The sequence below is a fragment of the Nostoc sp. T09 genome (assembly GCF_002154695.1).
Classification (GTDB): domain Bacteria; phylum Cyanobacteriota; class Cyanobacteriia; order Cyanobacteriales; family Nostocaceae; genus Aulosira.
In genome coordinates, this window is record NZ_MTAV01000262.1 from 1 (window position 1) to 17235 (window position 17235).

At 41.5% G+C, this 17235-nt stretch carries 18 protein-coding genes and 1 CRISPR repeat array (1 of these 19 only partly in view); of the genes, 2 read left to right on the plus strand and 16 right to left on the minus strand.

What is annotated here, in order from left to right; genetic code table 11:
- Positions 1-264 precede the first annotated feature (264 nt).
- From argJ to BV372_RS34215, 6 genes are all read right to left on the minus strand, one after another.
- A complete protein-coding gene (gene argJ / locus BV372_RS34190) occupies positions 265-1506 on the minus strand; it encodes a bifunctional ornithine acetyltransferase/N-acetylglutamate synthase (RefSeq protein ID WP_086691881.1) in 1242 nt (413 codons plus the stop codon).
- A gap of 961 nt (positions 1507-2467) precedes the next feature.
- Positions 2468-3943 (minus strand): Asp-tRNA(Asn)/Glu-tRNA(Gln) amidotransferase subunit GatB, encoded by a 1476-nt coding sequence (gene gatB, locus BV372_RS34195; protein WP_086691884.1) that lies wholly within the window; start codon positions 3941-3943, stop codon positions 2468-2470.
- Positions 3944-4057: 114 nt separating this feature from the next.
- Positions 4058-5026 (minus strand): glutathione S-transferase family protein, encoded by a 969-nt coding sequence (locus BV372_RS34200; RefSeq protein ID WP_086691887.1) that lies wholly within the window; start codon positions 5024-5026, stop codon positions 4058-4060.
- A gap of 56 nt (positions 5027-5082) precedes the next feature.
- Positions 5083-5373 carry an Asp-tRNA(Asn)/Glu-tRNA(Gln) amidotransferase subunit GatC gene (gatC, locus tag BV372_RS34205; RefSeq protein WP_086691890.1) on the minus strand — a complete coding sequence of 97 codons (291 nt, stop codon included), beginning with the start codon at positions 5371-5373 and terminating at the stop codon, positions 5083-5085.
- A 77-nt stretch (positions 5374-5450) separates the two neighbouring features.
- Complete coding sequence (locus BV372_RS34210; RefSeq protein ID WP_086691893.1) at positions 5451-5972, minus strand: photosystem I assembly protein Ycf3; 522 nt, start codon at positions 5970-5972, stop codon at positions 5451-5453.
- Positions 5973-6196: 224 nt separating this feature from the next.
- Positions 6197-6880, minus strand: a complete 684-nt coding sequence (locus BV372_RS34215) for an SOS response-associated peptidase (protein ID WP_086691896.1) — start codon at positions 6878-6880, stop codon at positions 6197-6199.
- 204 nt (positions 6881-7084) lie between these two features.
- On the opposite strand from BV372_RS34215, the gene BV372_RS34220 reads away from it, so the two are divergent.
- On the plus strand, positions 7085-7705 hold the full coding sequence (locus BV372_RS34220; RefSeq protein ID WP_086691899.1) for a glutathione S-transferase family protein: 621 nt from the start codon (positions 7085-7087) through the stop codon (positions 7703-7705).
- Positions 7706-7784: 79 nt separating this feature from the next.
- Here the strand turns inward: BV372_RS34220 and BV372_RS34225 are convergent, their stop codons facing one another.
- The 4 genes from BV372_RS34225 to BV372_RS34240 form a co-directional block, all read right to left on the minus strand.
- A complete protein-coding gene (locus tag BV372_RS34225; protein ID WP_086691902.1) occupies positions 7785-8012 on the minus strand; it encodes a DUF167 domain-containing protein in 228 nt (75 codons plus the stop codon).
- A complete protein-coding gene (locus BV372_RS34230) occupies positions 7984-8406 on the minus strand; it encodes a DUF2809 domain-containing protein (RefSeq protein ID WP_086691905.1) in 423 nt (140 codons plus the stop codon). The genes BV372_RS34225 and BV372_RS34230 overlap by 29 nt, the downstream gene beginning before the upstream one ends.
- A 179-nt stretch (positions 8407-8585) precedes the next feature.
- On the minus strand, positions 8586-9137 hold the full coding sequence (locus BV372_RS34235) for a DUF2231 domain-containing protein (RefSeq protein ID WP_086691908.1): 552 nt from the start codon (positions 9135-9137) through the stop codon (positions 8586-8588).
- A gap of 12 nt (positions 9138-9149) precedes the next feature.
- On the minus strand, positions 9150-9896 hold the full coding sequence (locus BV372_RS34240; protein ID WP_086691911.1) for a DUF2993 domain-containing protein: 747 nt from the start codon (positions 9894-9896) through the stop codon (positions 9150-9152).
- Positions 9897-10154: 258 nt separating this feature from the next.
- On the opposite strand from BV372_RS34240, the gene BV372_RS34245 reads away from it, so the two are divergent.
- Entirely contained in the window at positions 10155-11207 is a 1053-nt protein-coding gene (locus tag BV372_RS34245) for a hemerythrin domain-containing protein (RefSeq protein ID WP_086691914.1), read from the plus strand.
- Positions 11208-11290: 83 nt separating this feature from the next.
- Here BV372_RS34245 and BV372_RS34250 read toward each other — a convergent pair whose 3' ends face one another.
- The 6 genes from BV372_RS34250 to BV372_RS34275 form a co-directional block, all read right to left on the minus strand.
- Entirely contained in the window at positions 11291-11566 is a 276-nt protein-coding gene (locus BV372_RS34250; protein ID WP_086691917.1) for a type II toxin-antitoxin system RelE/ParE family toxin, read from the minus strand.
- Complete coding sequence (locus tag BV372_RS34255) at positions 11559-11810, minus strand: type II toxin-antitoxin system Phd/YefM family antitoxin (protein ID WP_086691971.1); 252 nt, start codon at positions 11808-11810, stop codon at positions 11559-11561. Before BV372_RS34255 ends, BV372_RS34250 begins: the two co-directional genes overlap by 8 nt.
- A gap of 80 nt (positions 11811-11890) precedes the next feature.
- The gene (locus BV372_RS34260) at positions 11891-12214 is read right to left on the minus strand and encodes a hypothetical protein (protein ID WP_086691920.1); all 324 of its coding nucleotides are present in this window, start codon (positions 12212-12214) and stop codon (positions 11891-11893) included.
- A gap of 108 nt (positions 12215-12322) precedes the next feature.
- Entirely contained in the window at positions 12323-13510 is a 1188-nt protein-coding gene (locus BV372_RS34265) for a M20 family metallopeptidase (RefSeq protein WP_086691923.1), read from the minus strand.
- 146 nt (positions 13511-13656) lie between these two features.
- On the minus strand, positions 13657-14184 hold the full coding sequence (locus BV372_RS34270) for a pentapeptide repeat-containing protein (RefSeq protein ID WP_086691926.1): 528 nt from the start codon (positions 14182-14184) through the stop codon (positions 13657-13659).
- Between the two features lie 421 nt (positions 14185-14605).
- A complete protein-coding gene (locus tag BV372_RS34275) occupies positions 14606-16354 on the minus strand; it encodes a serine/threonine-protein kinase (RefSeq protein ID WP_086691929.1) in 1749 nt (582 codons plus the stop codon).
- A gap of 375 nt (positions 16355-16729) precedes the next feature.
- Positions 16730-17235: direct repeats of the CRISPR family, unit length 37 nt; unit sequence GTTCCAATTAATTAAAATCCCTATCAGGGATTGAAAC; it runs 1339 nt beyond the window's last position.

Below are 17235 nucleotides of genomic sequence, written 5' to 3' on the forward strand. Positions count from 1 at the left end.
ATAGCAATCCGATTTGATTACTGAAATTATTTACATAGGGAGGGAACAGGGAACAGGGAACAGGGAACAGGGAAGAAAGAATAAAACTGTACTGAGTTTTTTTCAAAAATCAAATATAAGTCCTATAGAATTCATATTTGATTCGTGAACTTGCTCGTAAATGTAGGAAATAAGCGACAGGAAAGAAGTTGGTAATTTAACAGTTATCAGTTTGAAGTAAATCTCTATATCATACAAGTGATAACTGTTAATTTTTTAGTTAATTTAAGTTGTATATTCGGCGTTAATCTTCACATAGTCATAGCTTAAATCACAACCCCAAGCTTTACCTATACCATGACCATTACCAACGCTAACAGAAATTAATACTGTATCTTCTTTAAGATACGCACCTTTAGCTGCTGCTTTCAAATATTCACTCGCTGCTGCACGGTCAAATGGTAGAGGTTGACCATTTTCTAATAGTAAAAAATCTCCTAGCTTGATTTGTAAATTTTCTTGCTCAAAGGGTACACCTGCACGTCCAGCAGCGGCGGCGATGCGTCCCCAATTAGGATCGCGACCAAAAATTGCAGATTTAACTAAAGATGAACCTGCAATAGTTTTAGCTATTTGACGCGCGGAGAGTTCATCATTGGCTCCGGTAACTTGCACTTCAATCAGACAAGTTGCACCTTCGCCATCGCGAGCGATCGCTCTTGCTAAATGTTGACACACTGCTGTTAACATCGCCTCTAATTTTTCCGCTTCTGGCCCCATTTCTATAATTGCTGGGGTGCGGGATTGGCCATTTGCTAAGGCAATTAAGCTGTCATTGGTACTAGTATCACCATCCACAGTAATGGAGTTGAAGCTTCTGTCAGCGGCGCGACTCAACATTTGTTGCCATAGCGCTGGTGACACAGCAGCATCACAGGTAACAAATGCCAGCATAGTTGCCATGTTGGGATGTATCATCCCAGAACCTTTAGCAATGCCACCAATGCGCACGGGGCGATCGCCGATAGTTGTCTCTAAAGCAATGGATTTAGTCACCAAGTCTGTAGTAATAATTGCTGCTGCTGCTGCATCTGAGCCTGTTTCTGAAAGTGCTGCTACTAGTTTGGGAATTCCTGCTTTGAGTTGCTCCATGCGGATTCGCTGTCCAATTACCCCAGTCGAAGCCAATAACACAGATTCACTTGAGATATTCAAAGCTTGGGCTACTGTCATCGCTGATTCTAGGGCATCGAACCAGCCTTGACTACCTGTTGCAGCGTTTGCTTGCCCAGCATTGCACAGAATGGCCTGAGTATGATGCTTGGCTTGTAAGTGTTGACGACAATAATCTACGCAGGCGGCTTTAACTTGACTGGTGGTGAATACACCCGCTGCGATCGCTTCTACGTCTGAAAATATCAAAGCTAAATCGGGCAATCCTGAAGGTTTTAAACCTGCGGTAATTCCTGCGGCCCGATATCCCCTTGGTGCTGTGATACCACCAGTAATTTCCTGCCAGTCTGCCATGATTATTCCCCCACAACTATATAGTGGCTTGACTGGCGATTATATCAAGTCTTAGGTAATTCAAAATTCAAACTTCAAAATTCAATATCAATATAGACTCCACGGGCTTTAGCGTAGCTCTTCCTGAAGCTGGCTCCCACCCACAACGCGGCCTGCGAGGCTATAAAAACAAAATCTTTACCTTCTGCCTATTGCCCTCAGCTTTTTACCTTATTTTCTAGCCAGAGCGCAGATAAAAAGCGAAAAAGGAGAGCCACTTGGGCAGCTCTCCAGATCATCAGGGTGCATCTATGTAGCACATTATAACATCTTTACTCCGAGGGGCAATACCCCTTAATTGGAAATTTATGAAAAAATTATTAAGTTGGTTTTTAAGCTTAAACGAAAATAAAAAAGAGAGCTACCTAGGCAGCTCTCCAGATCATCAGGGTGCATCTGTTCAGCAGATATTAGCATTTTCTGTATGAAGGTCAATACCAATGATTGAACTTTCTTTTTATAAAGTTATGATAAAGACTTATCGAAGTATAAAAAAAAGAGAGAGCTACTTGGGCAGCTCTCCAGGTCATCAGGGTGCATCTATATAACATAAGTATAACACTTTTGTAACGATGGTCAACACCCCCTAATGGAATTTTTTAGATAAATTTTTCAAAAATTTTTCACCTTGATTTGGCAAAGAAAAAGAAAAGCCACTTAGAAAGCTTCTCCAGACCATCGTAGTGCATTCATTTAACAGAGTATAGTACTTTTGGATTGAGGGGTATAACCCATCTTCATAATTTCTTTTTGTAACAATTTTGTAAAGTAAGTACTAGAAATATACTCAAGCGGCGTGACAGGAATCAGAATTCCCTTCTGCCTCCTGCCCTCTGCCTTTCTTGCTAAATCTCAAAACTGCCCATAAAGCCTGTTGTACTCCTGAATTCTGAATGCTCCTGTAATTGTACTTAGTCAAAAGTTAGGAATTCAGTTTCTTCTCCACCAATTCATTAGTCAGCTTAGGATCGGCACGTTTGTCAGTCTTTTTCAGAACTTGCCCGACAAAGAAGCCTTTGAGATTAGTGTTACCATTACGATACTTTTCTAGTTCTTTGGGATTGGCGGCAATCACTTCATCTACGATTGGTTCCAACACGCTAGGATCGCTGATCAGTTCTTGTCCTGCAAAAGCTTTGTCAGGAGACACACCTGCAAGCAAGTCTGGTAACTTTTGTTTGGCTTGGGCGTTACTAATTTTGCCTTGTTCAATCCGAACGATCGCATCAGCTAAATTTTGCGGAGTCAAACCAATTTCGCTAATGCTGAGTTTTTGCTTATTGAGATAGGCTGCAATATCTTGAGTAATCCAGTTAGCGGCTGCTTTAGGATTTGCACCCGCAGCGATCGCAGCTTCAAAATAGTCAGCGACTGGCTGATCTTCTGTCAAAACTCGCGTATCGTAAGCAGAAAGCCCCAACTCAGCTTCATAACGATGGCGTTTTTGTGCGGGTAGTTCTGGAAGTTCGCTGCGCCAAGTCTCTAATTGTTCTGGGGAAACTTCAATTGGTGCCAAATCTGGTTCCGGGAAATAGCGGTAATCGCTAGAACCTTCTTTCGTCCGCATACTAATTGTGCGTTGCGAACCTTCTTCCCACAAACGCGTTTCTTGAATAATGCGATCGCCTGCTTCGACAGCTGCAATTTGCCGTTCGATCTCGTATTCAATCGCCCTTTGAATGGCGTTGAATGAGTTCATGTTTTTAATTTCTACTTTCGTGCCAAACTCTTTTTGTCCTACCGGACGAACAGAGATGTTAACATCGCAACGTAAAGATCCTTCTTGCATATTGCCATCGCTGACGCCAAGATACCGTACAATCCGACGCAGTTCTTGAGCATATTCAGCCGCTTCTTGTCCAGTACGCAGATCTGGTTCAGAAACAATTTCTACTAGTGGCACACCTGCTCGATTGTAATCTACCAGAGAATAAGTAGAGCCAGAAAGACGTTCGCTACCTGCATGTACTAATTTGCCTGCATCTTCTTCCATATGCAGACGCGTAATGCCAATGCGTTTGCGTGTAGGATTACCGTCAGCATCTACTAACTCAATTTCTAACCAACCATGTTCGGCAATTGGCAGGTCATATTGCGAAATTTGGTAATTTTTTGGCAAATCAGGATAAAAATACTGTTTACGGTCAAATTTGCTATATTTAGCGATTTGACAATTTAGTGCCAAACCTGCTTTGACGGCATATTCTAGTACTTTTTGGTTGAGAACTGGTAAGACTCCAGGTAAACCCATACAAACTGGGTCGATGTTAGTATTGGGGTCACCACCGAATGCCGTAGAGCTGGTAGAAAAAATCTTGGTATTGGTACTCAGCTGACAATGGGTTTCTAGACCAATAATCGCTTCGTACTCAGTTTTTACGGTTGTAGCAGAAGTCATAAAATCAAAAATCAGGCATAATCCTTCTTTAGGGTACTATTGTAGCTGCCTTATCAGTTGGGCTGAAGTCTGAAATAGTGTTGATTGCTGAGTCTGGTAGATAGGGATTTCCGATTAGACGCTGAGGCGATCGCGATTATGAGGCGCATCAAAATCAATTAACGGCCCTTTTGGTACAATCCTTGTGGGGTTAACCTTGGGATGACTCCGGTAATAATGCCGTTTGATATGGTCTAAATTACAAGTTTCTTTGATTCCCGGCACTTGATAGAGTTCTTTGAGATAATTCCACAGATTAGGATACTCAACAATTCGGCGGATGTTGCATTTGAAATGCACATAATAAACTGGATCAAAACGAAACAAGGTAGTAAACATACACCAATCGGCCTCAGTAATTTTATTACCGCAGAGATAGCGTTGTTTATCTAATAGTTGTTCCCAATAATCGAGAGCATTAAATAATTCTGTTACTGCCTCATCATAAGCCGACTGAGTAGTAGCAAATCCCGCCCGATAAACACCATTATTAATTGGTTGGTAAATCGTATCAATTGTCTCGTCAACTAGTTTTTGCAACTCTTGAGGATAGAAATCGACATCTGTTTTTGCGAAAGCATCGAATTCTGTATCAAACATCCGAATGATTTCGCGAGATTCATTATTAACAATTGTCTTTTCCTGAATATCCCATAAAACTGGGACTGTCACCCGCCCGCTGTAGTTCGGTTCAGCCTTGAGATAAAGTTGCCAAAGATATTGAGTCCCGTTAACTGTATCAGGAATAGCTCCTGGTTCATCGCTAAATTCCCAGCTATTTTGATCAATTTCCGCCCCAACAACCGACAAACCAATTACATCAGTCAATCCTTTTAACTGGCGAAGAATTGCAGTACGACAAGCCCAAGGACAAGCCCAGGAAATATACAGATGATAACGCCCTGGTTCAGCTTTAAACCCACTAGAGCCATCGGCTGTAATCTTATTACGAAAAGTGGTTGAGGGACGGATAAATTTTCCTTGCGAATCTTCTTGATCCCGTTCAGAAATCCACTTCCCATCCTTAAGAATTCCCAAACCCATAATTACCTCCGAATTTGTTAGCCATTAGCTAATGACTAATGACTAATAACTAATGACTATTCAGCATTAAGAATTTTTGGTACTTTGAAAAATTCCCCTTCCTGTTCAGGCGCACCATTGAGAATGGCTTCTCGGTCAGGATAGGGTTGTAGTTCATCTTCTCGCGTTACATTGCTGACATCAATTGCCCTTGCTGTTGGCGGAACATCACTGACATCTAGTTCATTTAACTGCTCGATATAATCGAGAATGCTTCCCAGTTGGGTGGTGAATTGCTCTTCCTCTTGTGGTGTTAACTCCAAACGAGCAAGAAGGGCTACTTTATGGACTAGTTCACGATCAATCATTGTTTATTAGTTGTCATTGGTCATTGGTCATTGGTCATCATACAAAGGACAAATGACCAATGACAAAGGACTATTGTCTAAAAGAATACGTCAATTTGGGTTCTTCCAGTGGTTTTCAGCCAGTTTTGGGCTTCGATATAGTTATTGGGAGCCATGCGAATCGCTCTCACCCAATAGTCGGCTGCTTGGTCCAACATTGCTTCGCCACCATCATGATCCCCAGCTTCTTTGAGCTTTTCGCCTTGGTAGTGATAAATCACGGCGATGTTGTTTAAGGCTTGGGGTAAACGCGGGTTTAACTCAATTGCCTGGTGATACAGTTCTAAAGCCTTCTCATGGTCGCCATTGCTGGCATAGATTAGCCCCATATTGTAGAGGATATAGCCGCGATCATTAGGATCTTCCTCTAATGTGAGGGCTTCTTCATAGTATTCTAAGGCTTCAGCATATTCACCGTCTGCTTGGGCCGACATGCCATCTCGGTAATAAACAAACGCTTCTTTAGCTTTTTTATTGGTTGGCAATATCTTCAGGATGATATCCGCCATCACTGTAAAGGATTTGTCAATAAAGTTATCGTTTTTCTGTGTTCTTGGCATATTTGCCTCTGTGAGATTGCAGCTATTAGCTCAAAAGATGCCCCAAGGAGAGTTTGTTTAACCGTTGTTAAGACGCGATGAATATTGTCTCTACGTTGTGTGGGCATAGGCGGAACCTCCCTATTTTCCCTCTTTAGTAAAACGGATGAAAGGGGAGAGCCGCAGATTCTATCTACTTGGTAATTTTGCGATCGCTATACTTAATAGCTAATTTAACTGATTTATCAAGCATTATTTTCGCTGATTGGCATGATGCACTCTGGAGTATTATGCTGAGGTTTATTTACTAAAGTGCTAACTGGGTAGCTAGTCATTGCTTCGGCTGGATAAGGACGTAATAGCTGCTGTAGTGCTTCAGGATTCTGCTCTTGGGGGTCTAACCACAAATTGTAATCATTGGGAGCCAGAATTACTGGCATACGATCGTGGATTGGTTGGAGTAAATCGTTGGCTGCTGTTGTCAAAATTGTACAAGAGGTGATTTCCTCTCCTGAAGGAGATTGCCATTTCTCCCACAAACCAGCAAAAGCGAAGGGTTGCTCATTTTGAAAACGAAAATAAAAGGGTTGTTTTTTGTGCTGTTGTCGTTGCCATTCATAAAAGCCATCAGCCAATACTAAACAGCGTCGGTGCTTAAAAGCTGAACGGAAAGACGGTTTTTCCTGAACGGTTTCGGCTCTAGCATTGATGAGTTTTGCCCCCATTCCTGGGTCTTTCGCCCATGAGGGGATTAACCCCCAACGTAACTGTTGAAATTCACGCTTGTGGCTTTCTGATTTGTGTAACACTGTCGCTACCATTTGTGTAGGTGCAATGTTATATTGCCCTGCCAAGTCGGGAACTGCTTCTAGATCAAAAGCTTGAGCTAGTGCTGCTGCTGTCTGGTTTAAAGTGAATCTTCCACACATATTTTTATTTTCAACCACAGATTAAAATGAAACATCTAAAATTATGATAATTAATTAATACTTTTTTTATTTCTTCAGATAATTCTAATTCCAAGTTACATACTGAATATAAATCAGAAAATATCCGGTTTCTTGAAAATCATTTGGTAAGATATTGTATTTTGAACCCTACATTCTGAACATATTCCCTATTATATTTTTGGCATGGAAATATTACGGCTGTACGATTTTTTACCTTCAGGTAATGGCTATAAGATACGTCTTCTATTGACACAAATTGGTATGCCATTTGAGAGAATAGAAGTCAACATCATCAAAGGCGAGACTCGAACACCGGAATTTTTAAGTAAAAATCCTAACGGTAAGATTCCCCTGTTGGAGATTGAACCGGGGAGATACTTAGCAGAATCAAATGCCATCTTGGTATATTTAAGTGAAGGTACAGAATTTCTTCCTTATGACAGATTTCTGCGAGCACAGGTGTTGCAATGGTTATTTTTTGAGCAATACAGCCATCAACCTTTTATCGCCACATCGAGGTTTTTGCTCTCTATTTTGGGTAAGCCTGAAGAATATCGAGAAGCCATAAAACAAAGGCGTGAACCAGGTTATGCTGCATTAAGAGCGATGGAAAAGCACTTAAGCTCTCATACCTTTTTTGTAGGAGAACGCTATACTATTGCTGATATCGCTTTGTTTGCTTATACCCATGTAGCTGATGAAGGTGGATTTGATTTGACACAATTTCCGGCTATTCAAACTTGGATAAAACGCGTCAAATCTCAGTCAGGGTATATAAGCATTCAACAAGATTTCAAAATATGATTTCATTAACAGTTATCAGTTAATAGTTATCAGCTTTACCCAGATTGCTGTTAACTGACTGCTGTCTATTGATTTAATATTAAACATCAGTGTCAATTTCTACTAATTTTTGTCGAGAAGACGCACCTAATTTAATTTTGATATGGGATTTAGGTACATTAAATTTTTCTGCTAGTAGTTTAATTAACTCTTCATTCGCTTTTCCATCTACTGGCGGCGATTTTAAATACACATTCAGACTACCGTCACTTTGTTCTTCAATCTTTTGTTGTTTTGAATTAGGTTTCACTTTTACTTTTTTTTGCATTGCCTATTCCTTGTAATTGCCTGAGCCATAACCAACCTAAAGCACAACCCAATAGATAATGTGGAAAATCCCACCAAGCAAAGGTAGTACCAAGTAGCCATTTGCCTATCAATGTAGCGCGAATCTCTTCCAAGAGCGTTGGATGCCAAAGTTGCAAAAATTCGAGGATACAGGTAATGATAAAAACCCAAATAGGTATTTGCTTGACTGCTGTCCGACTTCGAGTAAACCAAAATGCAAACAGGCACCAAAATACTTCGTAAAATACAGCTGCTCCATAGTTGTTAAACCATTGATGGGCAGGCCCAGTATAGTACTTAAAGAAAAAGCCCATCGCTACTACGATGAGCATAGACAAGATCATAAATTTTGACTGCTGACGATTTTGGCGCATTTTGTTAGGGCTAGAAACTAAGGAAGATTTTAGCCTTTACATAGCTAGTTTCTCAGTTCCTTTCGAGTCCTTCCCCAAATGCGAGATTTCAAAGGTCTAGCAGTCGTCACAGCAACTTTGAAGGCTTGTAGTCAATGCTCAAGCTCTTTTTCAAGTACTAAAGTACTTACTACTAATAGTTAAGGATATCTTTTACTACCAGCGCCCACTACTCCGATTTTGTGGCGATAAGAGAGTTCAGCACCGAACCACCCAGAAATGCTAGTTAGTGTTCCCACAATCAGGGAGATTAAGAGTCCCCAAGGTAAGATGCGCGACTCAGTATTACCTAGACGAAGCAGGAAGTTAACAAGTGTTAAAATGAGTATAGAAACGTTAAGAATCAAGTGTGCCCAGCCGGCTTGGCGCTTGCGAACTCGCTCAATTCTCAAAAAGTCGCTGATACCGGTTAGGGCTGCGATGCTACCTCCTGCTAATCCCAGTCCAATTAACCATAACGAAGCTCTCGCCCAAAAGAAATCTTTTGTTAACCAATAGCCAAAGTCGCTTCCTAAAGCGGCGGCTAAAAAAGCTATCGGAAAAATTACAGTCAAGGGGTGTAAGGGATGCCCAGCGATCGCTACTGTACTGGGTACACCGCTATCAAGATATTCTCGGTCGTCGCTTTCAATAATTGGTGGAATATTTGGGAAAGGTGTCGAGGTAGTTTGGGTATTTTCTGTAGTTTCCATTATCTTAGTACCTTAATTTTCAGCGGAAGGAATTTGCTCAACGTGAGCTTGGGCTTGGAGTATGAGTTTGCCGGGTTCTACTTTTAAACTGTTAACTTGTAAGGTCATTCCCTCTAAATCAAAGTTGCTCAAGTTCAAGAGTTCACTGGTTTGATCTACCAAAGCTTTTGTGAGTTCTGGCGATATTTCCTCACTTTTTCCATACTCGACATTTTCCAAAGAAACAGTTTTTCCGTTAGCGCTGACACGGGGTACTGCCTCAAAAGCAACTGGGTGAGTTTCACCAGTTTCTACTAAGAGTATGTTGGCATTTAATGCAACCTTTCCCTCACCAGGTAGGTGAAAATCTACATTTTGAGGATTAATTGTTCTCGTTTCTCCATTGACCTGTATTTTCTGATTTTGGAGTTGAGAACGAACATAATCAGAGTTAAAGGCGCGGTTAATATCTGCTTCATTTAAAACGACTCGCGCACTTCCTACAGTAGGTTTTGTAAGTTCAATTTTGCCAAAAGCAACACTGAGAGGATTAATGGCGACGCTTTGGATTTGCATGTCCATTTCCTCCACGCGGAGGTCTTTTTGCATCACTAAACCTTCGCCCTCAATCGAGACTGTATCTATCTGTCCCTGAACCAATTTGAGCGGATCAGTTTTAATATTGACATCTAAATTTTCTACTTCATCTAATTGGCTAGATAACCCTACTTCTGCGGCTTTATTTAGCGCTTGCTCTCCTAGTCCAGGACTTTCCGCCATGCTGACTTAATCTCCTATTTAACTATCTTTGAGTCAATCTAGAAAATCTGCAACATAAATTAATCTACCTGACGATGGAGTAAAGATTAAGTATTTGTCTATCTAAAAGTAGAAGTATGAATTTATGAGTAAATTTTTTTGTTTTTCTACCTAGAGTAACCAAGGTAATCACTCAAAAGAAAGAGGGAAGGATTCTCAGCAATCGGCAAACTTGTTATTAGTGACAACTACGAATTCTTTTTTGAGGAGAACTGAATAATGGTAGCTAGTTTAGATGATACTAAACGTAATGCAATTGCCGTTAAATTGGCATCCCTAAAAGCCCTGCAACAGTTGGTTCTGGAAAATGAACAGCAACTTTTACAGCAAGGTCTTGATTCCGAAATTTCTGACCGCATCCGGGATTTCATTAAAGATGATCAAAAGAACCTCGGTGTTTTAGAAACTGTAATCGGTCAGTATGGTATCCAAGCTGAACCCAAACAAACAGTTCAACAATTTATTGACAGAGCTCGCCAATTGTTTCAAGGTTCCGAACTCAGCTTGTATGAAAAAGTGTCTCAGCATGAATTGCTGAAGCATCAAGTAGTCATGAGTGGCTTGATTGTTCACAAGGCTGCTCAAAAAGTTGGTGCTGACGTTTTGCTGGCGATCGGACCTTTGAATACCATTAACTTTGAAAACCGCGCTCACCAAGAGCAACTCAAAGGTATTCTCGAAATTTTGGGTGTTCGCGAACTGACTGGACAAGAAGCCGATCAAGGTATTTGGGCACGGGTTCAAGATGCTATGGCCGCAGTCAGTGGTGTAGTTGGTAGTGCAGTTACCCAAACCACTGACAAAAAGGATATGAATATCCAAGATGTCATCCGTTTGGATCACAACAAGGTAAATACTCTATTCACCGAACTGCTACAAAGCAACGATCCCCAAAAGATCCAAGAGTACTTCGGTCAAATTTACAAGGATTTAACTGCTCACGCTGAAGCAGAAGAAGAAGTTGTTTACCCAAGAGTACGTGCTTTCTACGGTGAGGGCGATACCCAAGAACTGTTTGATGAGCAAGCCGAAATGAAGCGGATGTTAGAGCAAATTCAGGCTATCAGCCCCTCTTCAGACGAATTCAAAGATAGAGTCAGACAGTTGATGGAAGCAGTTGGCGACCATATCCGTCAAGAAGAAAGTACAATGTTTGCTGCTATTCGCAACAACTTGAGCAGCGATCAAACTGAGCAATGGGCTACTGAATTTAAAGCGGCTAAGAAGAGAATACAGGAAAGACTTGGCGTTGTTAGCGAAGCTAATGCCTAGGATGTCTTGAGGCTTTCTCTAAAGGCTAATAAAGGTTAGTTAGAATTGGAAACTCCCAGCACCTTGGTGTTGGGAGTTTTTATTTACAAATTTTTGTAAACTTCACTATCATTACGCTTCCCGACCCTAAACACATCGATCAATTGAGTTTGGTCATCAATCGTGTACAGAATCCTGTATTCTCCAGAGTCTACACGATAACCACCTTCATAACCTTTGAGAGATTTGCAGTCTTGGGGTCTAGGATTTCCTTGGAGCGATAATATTTTTGATACTACCTGCTTAAACTGTTTAGGTTGCAAGTCGAGTAAGTCTTTTTCAGCTGTCTTAGCAATCCTTAGTATGTAACGCTCACTCATCACCACGCTTCGCAATTATTGCTTCTATGCTGGTAAATCCTTCATTCTGGTTTATGGCATGACGGAGGGTAGCCGAGTCAATCGCATCCTCAATAGCTTCGAGCAACTTGAGATCCTCAAGATTGATAATTGCCACAACTGGCTTGCCATGACGCTCAATTAAAATGCGTTCTTTGCCATACTCAGCACGGTTAATTAGCTCTGGCAAATTAGCACGAGCCTCAGTTGCACTGACAATATCCATAGTTTTGGCTATTTTGTACAAATTACTAATATTGTACAAAATATAGATGATGCGGAATAATGCGATCGCATTATTCCGCACTACTCATAGGACTTTACGGGAAAGCCTCTTCCTTCGAGCCATTTACATTTGGTTACTAGATTTGTAATAGCCTGCCGAATGGATGCAGCATTAAAATCTCGCAATACAATATCTGGTAAAATCGCAACCTGTTCATCGAGCCAATCAAGATTGCGGATTTGATTATAGAAGTACTTTTCACTCCAGATATTAAGACCAATTTGTGACCCATCAACAAAGTGTATTATTGCATTGCAAAACTCATCATCAAGATGCTTTTCTTCGCTTGTGCCATATTCATCAAGCTCAACCCATATCTCAAATCTCTGATTTGAATCCATCATTGGTGATTGATGATACCTACACCATAGCCTCAATTCCTAGTTGCACAAGTCAAAAGTTGCTTCAACTGCGGTAATCACGTTGAAGCAAAACATGAACTGACGATTTTATCAGATTTGAGGAGACTGCCAGAATTTATACGCGGCATAGGCCATAGTTACAACACCAGTGATAATTGCAGTTTCATCAACTTCAAATTCGGGGTGGTGTAGTGGGTGATTAATAATTCTATCTTTATAGCCTACGCCCAAGCGAAACATAGAACCAGGGGCGTGTTCTAAATACACAGAAAAATCTTCTGCACCAAGGGAGGGTTCTGGTAAGACTTGGACGCGATCGCTACTCCAAGCTTCTTCGGCTGCTGATTGCAATAATTGCGTCAGGGCATAATCATTTTGCACGCTAGGTACACCCTGGTGATAATTGACTTGATAATGCGCACCATAAGAATGGCAAACACTAGAGACAATGTTTTCAATCCAGCTGGGAAGACTAGCACGGGTTTCGGGATGAAGCGATCGCACTGTTCCCAATAAACGTACTTTATCGGCAATCACATTTGGTGCTCGCCCACCATTAATTTGCCCTATGGTTAAGACTACTGGACGGAGAGGATTTTGCGTTCGGCTAATTGCTTGTTGTAAAGCAGTAATTACTTGGGAAGCAATCCAAATTGCATCAATTGCCTCATGGGGACGTGCTCCATGTCCAGATTCGCCAATAATCAAAATCTCTAAATCATCAGCTGCTGCTGTTAATGCGCCATAACGCACGCCAATAGAACCTGCGGGTATGGAAGGAAAAACATGTATACCTAATATAGCCGACACATTTTTCATCGCTCCGTCTTTTACCATCCAGCTGGCTCCTTGAGCAATTTCCTCTGCTGGTTGAAATAAAAACCGGACTTTACCGCCTAATTCCTCTGCCAATTGGGATAGTACCATTGCTGTTCCTAACCCGACTGTGGTGTGGACATCATGACCGCAAGCGTGCATCACACTTGCGGCGCGAGAGGCGTATTCTAAGGTAGTGCGTTCTTGAATTGGTAAAGCGTCCATATCGGTGCGAATTGCCAATAAACGCTGATCATTACCAGTGCCTTGCAATTCACCAATGACGCCGGTTTTGCCCACACCTTCCTGCACATGAATACCGCTAGAAGACAACACACCTGCAACGAAGGCAGCTGTTTGATATTCCTGACCGCTGAGTTCTGGGTGTGCGTGGATGTGGCGGCGAATTTCTATGAGACGAGGTGCTAGCTTTGTGGTTAAGTCTTTAATCTGGTTAAGCATGAATCGATTGCAGTTTACAGCTTTGTTCCCATGATAAAGAAGTGTTAAGAAATCGCTAACTGATGCACCCTTTGAGAAGGCTGTTTATTCTCAGGGAGCTAAGTAAGTTCCTAGAGCTTTCTTACTCCCCGTGTGACTATTTATAGCTATTTCTTTTTACTAGCTTGTGCGTCTGTGCCTTCTTGTAACGACCAGCCATAGGGTTTGTCAGAAGTTACAACACCATTAGCCAGCGTTGTTAGCCGGAAATTTGCCGCCCGGAAATTAGTGAACAGCATTGTAGCCCCCTTGAGGTTAGCTGCTTCTAGATTGGCGCTAATAAAACCAGCGTAGGAAAGATTAGCATTTTCTAAAGATGCTGATTTCAAGTTTGTACCGGTTAAGGAAGCACCAGTAAGATTTGCAGAAGTTAGAATCGCAGTTTCCAGATCTGCCCCAGTCAGATCGGCATTTGTCAGATTAGCTTGAGAGAAATTGGTTCCCTTTAGGTTAGCGCCGCGTAAGTTAGCTCCAGTTAGATTCACTTGCGTAAGGTCAGCACCACTTATATCGCATCGGGGACAGCTAGCTGTTGTTTTTAACTGCTCTAAGTCTTGCTGATTCACAGCTAAGGCTTGTCCTGCAAAGCCAAAACAAGCTAACAGGGTGAGGGTAGCGGCAATCTTGAGTTTCATATTTTTTAAGGATATTCACAAAGATGACATGTAATAGAATGCCCCGTTGAACACCTATAATACCTACACTATCCTTAGTTTCTCGTTAGATACCGTGAGGTTAACCTGTGGCTAAAACCATAGGCAAACCGGAGTGCCTGGATTACAGTCATTTCAACCTTTATGGGCAAGGTATAACAACTATACTTATTGTCATACTTAACATATCCGAATTTTTAGGCAAATGACAGGTAATGAAGCGATAATGAAGAAGTTATAAAATTCTTATAAATTATAGTGATAATACTACCCAATCTCAAATTTAGGGATTAGAATCGTGTCGTAACGAACTATACTGAACCTTTTATAGACTACCATATATTTGATCCCCCTAGCTCAATGATAAAGCGCAGCTAGGGGGATCTTAATTTTGGGCCCTTGCTTAACGCCATCCTAACAAGCGCAACCCAGGCACGATTAAGTAATAACTCACCCCTAACCAGAAGCTCATCAAGATACCTTCTAAAGCAAAAAAAACAATAGGCATGAATAATTCATACCATTGGGCAGGACTAGAAAATTCAAAGACAGTTGGTAGAATGTCTAAGCGAATTGCACCTGCAAACAACAGTGCAGTGCCCAAAGAAGCAATCACAGCGTAGACTATGTGATGGCTGCGCAGTCCTAAACTCAAGGTGAGCAGGAAAACTGCAAATACAACCGAAATGACCAACCCTTCATTGCTGTTTCTCGGTATAGCTAATTGCAAAATCAACCAGCCTAAGCCATAGCTAATAGTACCCATCAGCGATGCTACTAAAAATCGTCTGCGTTGGGCAAAACCTCCCGCCACCGTCAGTCCCCATGCTGTTCCCAAGCCTGCGCTGGCAAATATTAGAACTTCTGCTATCAATACAGTTTGATTATCGGCAAACAACCCAGGTAGCTGACGAAAGATCAATTGAGCAACGCGATCGCCTAAAATTGTCCGATAAGCTAAAAAGAAACCAATAATTGTCCCAAGTACAGCACCAGTTCCAGTCAGTATCATTGCCCAAATTGTGATCAGACAGGCGAGTAAGAATTTAGCGATCGCCTTTAAGATCCATAGCGTAGTTTTACCTATAGCCTGAGTAAAATTCCCTAACGCTTGTTCCACAGCTTGCATTAGCAGTGTCAATCTGGCTGATGCTTGGCGCAGAATATTTTGAATGAAAAAAGATAACCTCTTGGGTGACGTGATTTGAGAGATTTTTGCCAACCGTCTTTGAATGATAGTGGCATTTACCGGACGCGATCGCACATCCTCCTGCACCATGTCATCTAATAAATCTGCAAACCTGGGATTCACATTCACCCGATTGCGCCATTGCAATAACCCAGTTTGCGAATCTTCCAAGTCTGGGGGATATTTACCCGTGAGTAATTCAATCATCGTTCGACCGAGGGCATAAAAATCAGCACTCGGTCCCACATGACCCCCGCTAACTTGTTCTGGTGGACTGTAACCAGAGGAAAATAATCGCGTGGAACTCGATTGCGATCGCATCTTGGCATCGCTAAATTGTTTTGCTCCACCAAAATCAATCAATACTAATTGATTTCCAGTCGCTCCTTGCCAAACCAGAGGTAGACTAGACAAAGAGTTACGTAGCATTAAATTGGAAGGTTTGATATCCCTGTGAAGAATCTGGCGTTTGTGCAATTCCTGTAAAATCTGCACAGCCTGGGTAAACCAGCTGAACACCATCTCTTCAGGACAGCCTTGAGGATAGTTTTTGAGTATTTCCTCTAAAGTCTGCCCATTAATTTTTTCCATCACCAAACAAGGCAGTTGGCATGGTTTGGGATTTGATAAATTTAGTAAAAAATATCCATCGGCATCTACTCTAGGGACACCTGGATGGCGCAAACTACTTAAAACTGAAGCCTCTTGTCTAAATAAATCCAGTGCCTTTGATGAATTTTCTACCAAAACCTTCAGCACTTTTTCTGTCTGAGTTTTTTCATCCCAAACTGTGTAAATTTGGGCAAATCCTCCCGATCCTAAGGGCTGGATTGGCACATAGCGGTCTAATAGCTGTAACGGTGCGCCACAGCTATTGCAAAATTTGTTTCCCCAAGGTTGAGGATAGGGACGTTGACAATCAGGATTTATGCAGTGAACCGCACTCTGAGTGATGTGGGACACAACCGCTAAAATACAAAGGCTGACTTGATTTTAGCGTTTCTTTAGGTTTCTGGAATTTAAAGGGTCATTGAATTCATCGGTGGCATAATCCCAATCATTACCACAGTGTTTTTCGCTTGAGTCTAGCGTCAACCAGTAGGTGTTTGAAAACAAGCTTCAAATTTTGCGCTCCAAAAGCTTACTCCTGCTAGTTTTGAACCCTTTTACACCTATTTTGAGGTTGACGCAAACTCCCTAACCCTTGCTATACAAGCCTTTGGAGCTTTTTACCCAATGACACCCTTGACAAGTCAATGCTCGAAAAGCTACTTTGATTGGAGATTGACGCAACTGTACCTTGAAAACCAAATATATCAATACTTTCAACACCGGGCGGTTCCAATTAATTAAAATCCCTATCAGGGATTGAAACATGCCTTGGGATTTTCGCAAGCGCTCTTTAAAACTGTTCCAATTAATTAAAATCCCTATCAGGGATTGAAACATCTCTACGGATAACATTAACGGATACCTCTACGTTGTTCCAATTAATTAAAATCCCTATCAGGGATTGAAACAAAGATTTAAACTCTCACGCTTGCCAGGTTGCAGTTCCAATTAATTAAAATCCCTATCAGGGATTGAAACAGTTCCAGCAGTACGAACAGAACCAAAAGAAAGTTCCAATTAATTAAAATCCCTATCAGGGATTGAAACTTGACCATGCCTCAGCACCTTCTAGAGTGCAATTCGTTCCAATTAATTAAAATCCCTATCAGGGATTGAAACCTATCTCGTGTGGGCATTCTACCGAGAGTGTGAAGCTATCAGGTTCCAATTAATTAAAATCCCTATCAGGGATTGAAACAGCCAGGAGAATCATCGATCGCAAGCCAGAAGGC

Bases quoted from the DNA above. Each gene is read 5' to 3' on its own strand.
- argJ (WP_086691881.1), bottom strand. From the start codon at position 1,506: ATGGCAGACTGGCAGGAAATTACTGGTGGTATCACAGCACCAAGGGGA.
- gatB (WP_086691884.1), bottom strand. From the start codon at position 3,943: ATGACTTCTGCTACAACCGTAAAAACTGAGTACGAAGCGATTATTGGT.
- BV372_RS34200 (WP_086691887.1), bottom strand. From the start codon at position 5,026: ATGGGTTTGGGAATTCTTAAGGATGGGAAGTGGATTTCTGAACGGGAT.
- gatC (WP_086691890.1), bottom strand. From the start codon at position 5,373: ATGATTGATCGTGAACTAGTCCATAAAGTAGCCCTTCTTGCTCGTTTG.
- BV372_RS34210 (WP_086691893.1), bottom strand. From the start codon at position 5,972: ATGCCAAGAACACAGAAAAACGATAACTTTATTGACAAATCCTTTACA.
- BV372_RS34215 (WP_086691896.1), bottom strand. From the start codon at position 6,880: ATGTGTGGAAGATTCACTTTAAACCAGACAGCAGCAGCACTAGCTCAA.
- BV372_RS34220 (WP_086691899.1), top strand. From the start codon at position 7,085: ATGGAAATATTACGGCTGTACGATTTTTTACCTTCAGGTAATGGCTAT.
- BV372_RS34225 (WP_086691902.1), bottom strand. From the start codon at position 8,012: ATGCAAAAAAAAGTAAAAGTGAAACCTAATTCAAAACAACAAAAGATT.
- BV372_RS34230 (WP_086691905.1), bottom strand. From the start codon at position 8,406: ATGCGCCAAAATCGTCAGCAGTCAAAATTTATGATCTTGTCTATGCTC.
- BV372_RS34235 (WP_086691908.1), bottom strand. From the start codon at position 9,137: ATGGAAACTACAGAAAATACCCAAACTACCTCGACACCTTTCCCAAAT.
- BV372_RS34240 (WP_086691911.1), bottom strand. From the start codon at position 9,896: ATGGCGGAAAGTCCTGGACTAGGAGAGCAAGCGCTAAATAAAGCCGCA.
- BV372_RS34245 (WP_086691914.1), top strand. From the start codon at position 10,155: ATGGTAGCTAGTTTAGATGATACTAAACGTAATGCAATTGCCGTTAAA.
- BV372_RS34250 (WP_086691917.1), bottom strand. From the start codon at position 11,566: ATGAGTGAGCGTTACATACTAAGGATTGCTAAGACAGCTGAAAAAGAC.
- BV372_RS34255 (WP_086691971.1), bottom strand. From the start codon at position 11,810: ATGGATATTGTCAGTGCAACTGAGGCTCGTGCTAATTTGCCAGAGCTA.
- BV372_RS34260 (WP_086691920.1), bottom strand. From the start codon at position 12,214: ATGATGGATTCAAATCAGAGATTTGAGATATGGGTTGAGCTTGATGAA.
- BV372_RS34265 (WP_086691923.1), bottom strand. From the start codon at position 13,510: ATGCTTAACCAGATTAAAGACTTAACCACAAAGCTAGCACCTCGTCTC.
- BV372_RS34270 (WP_086691926.1), bottom strand. From the start codon at position 14,184: ATGAAACTCAAGATTGCCGCTACCCTCACCCTGTTAGCTTGTTTTGGC.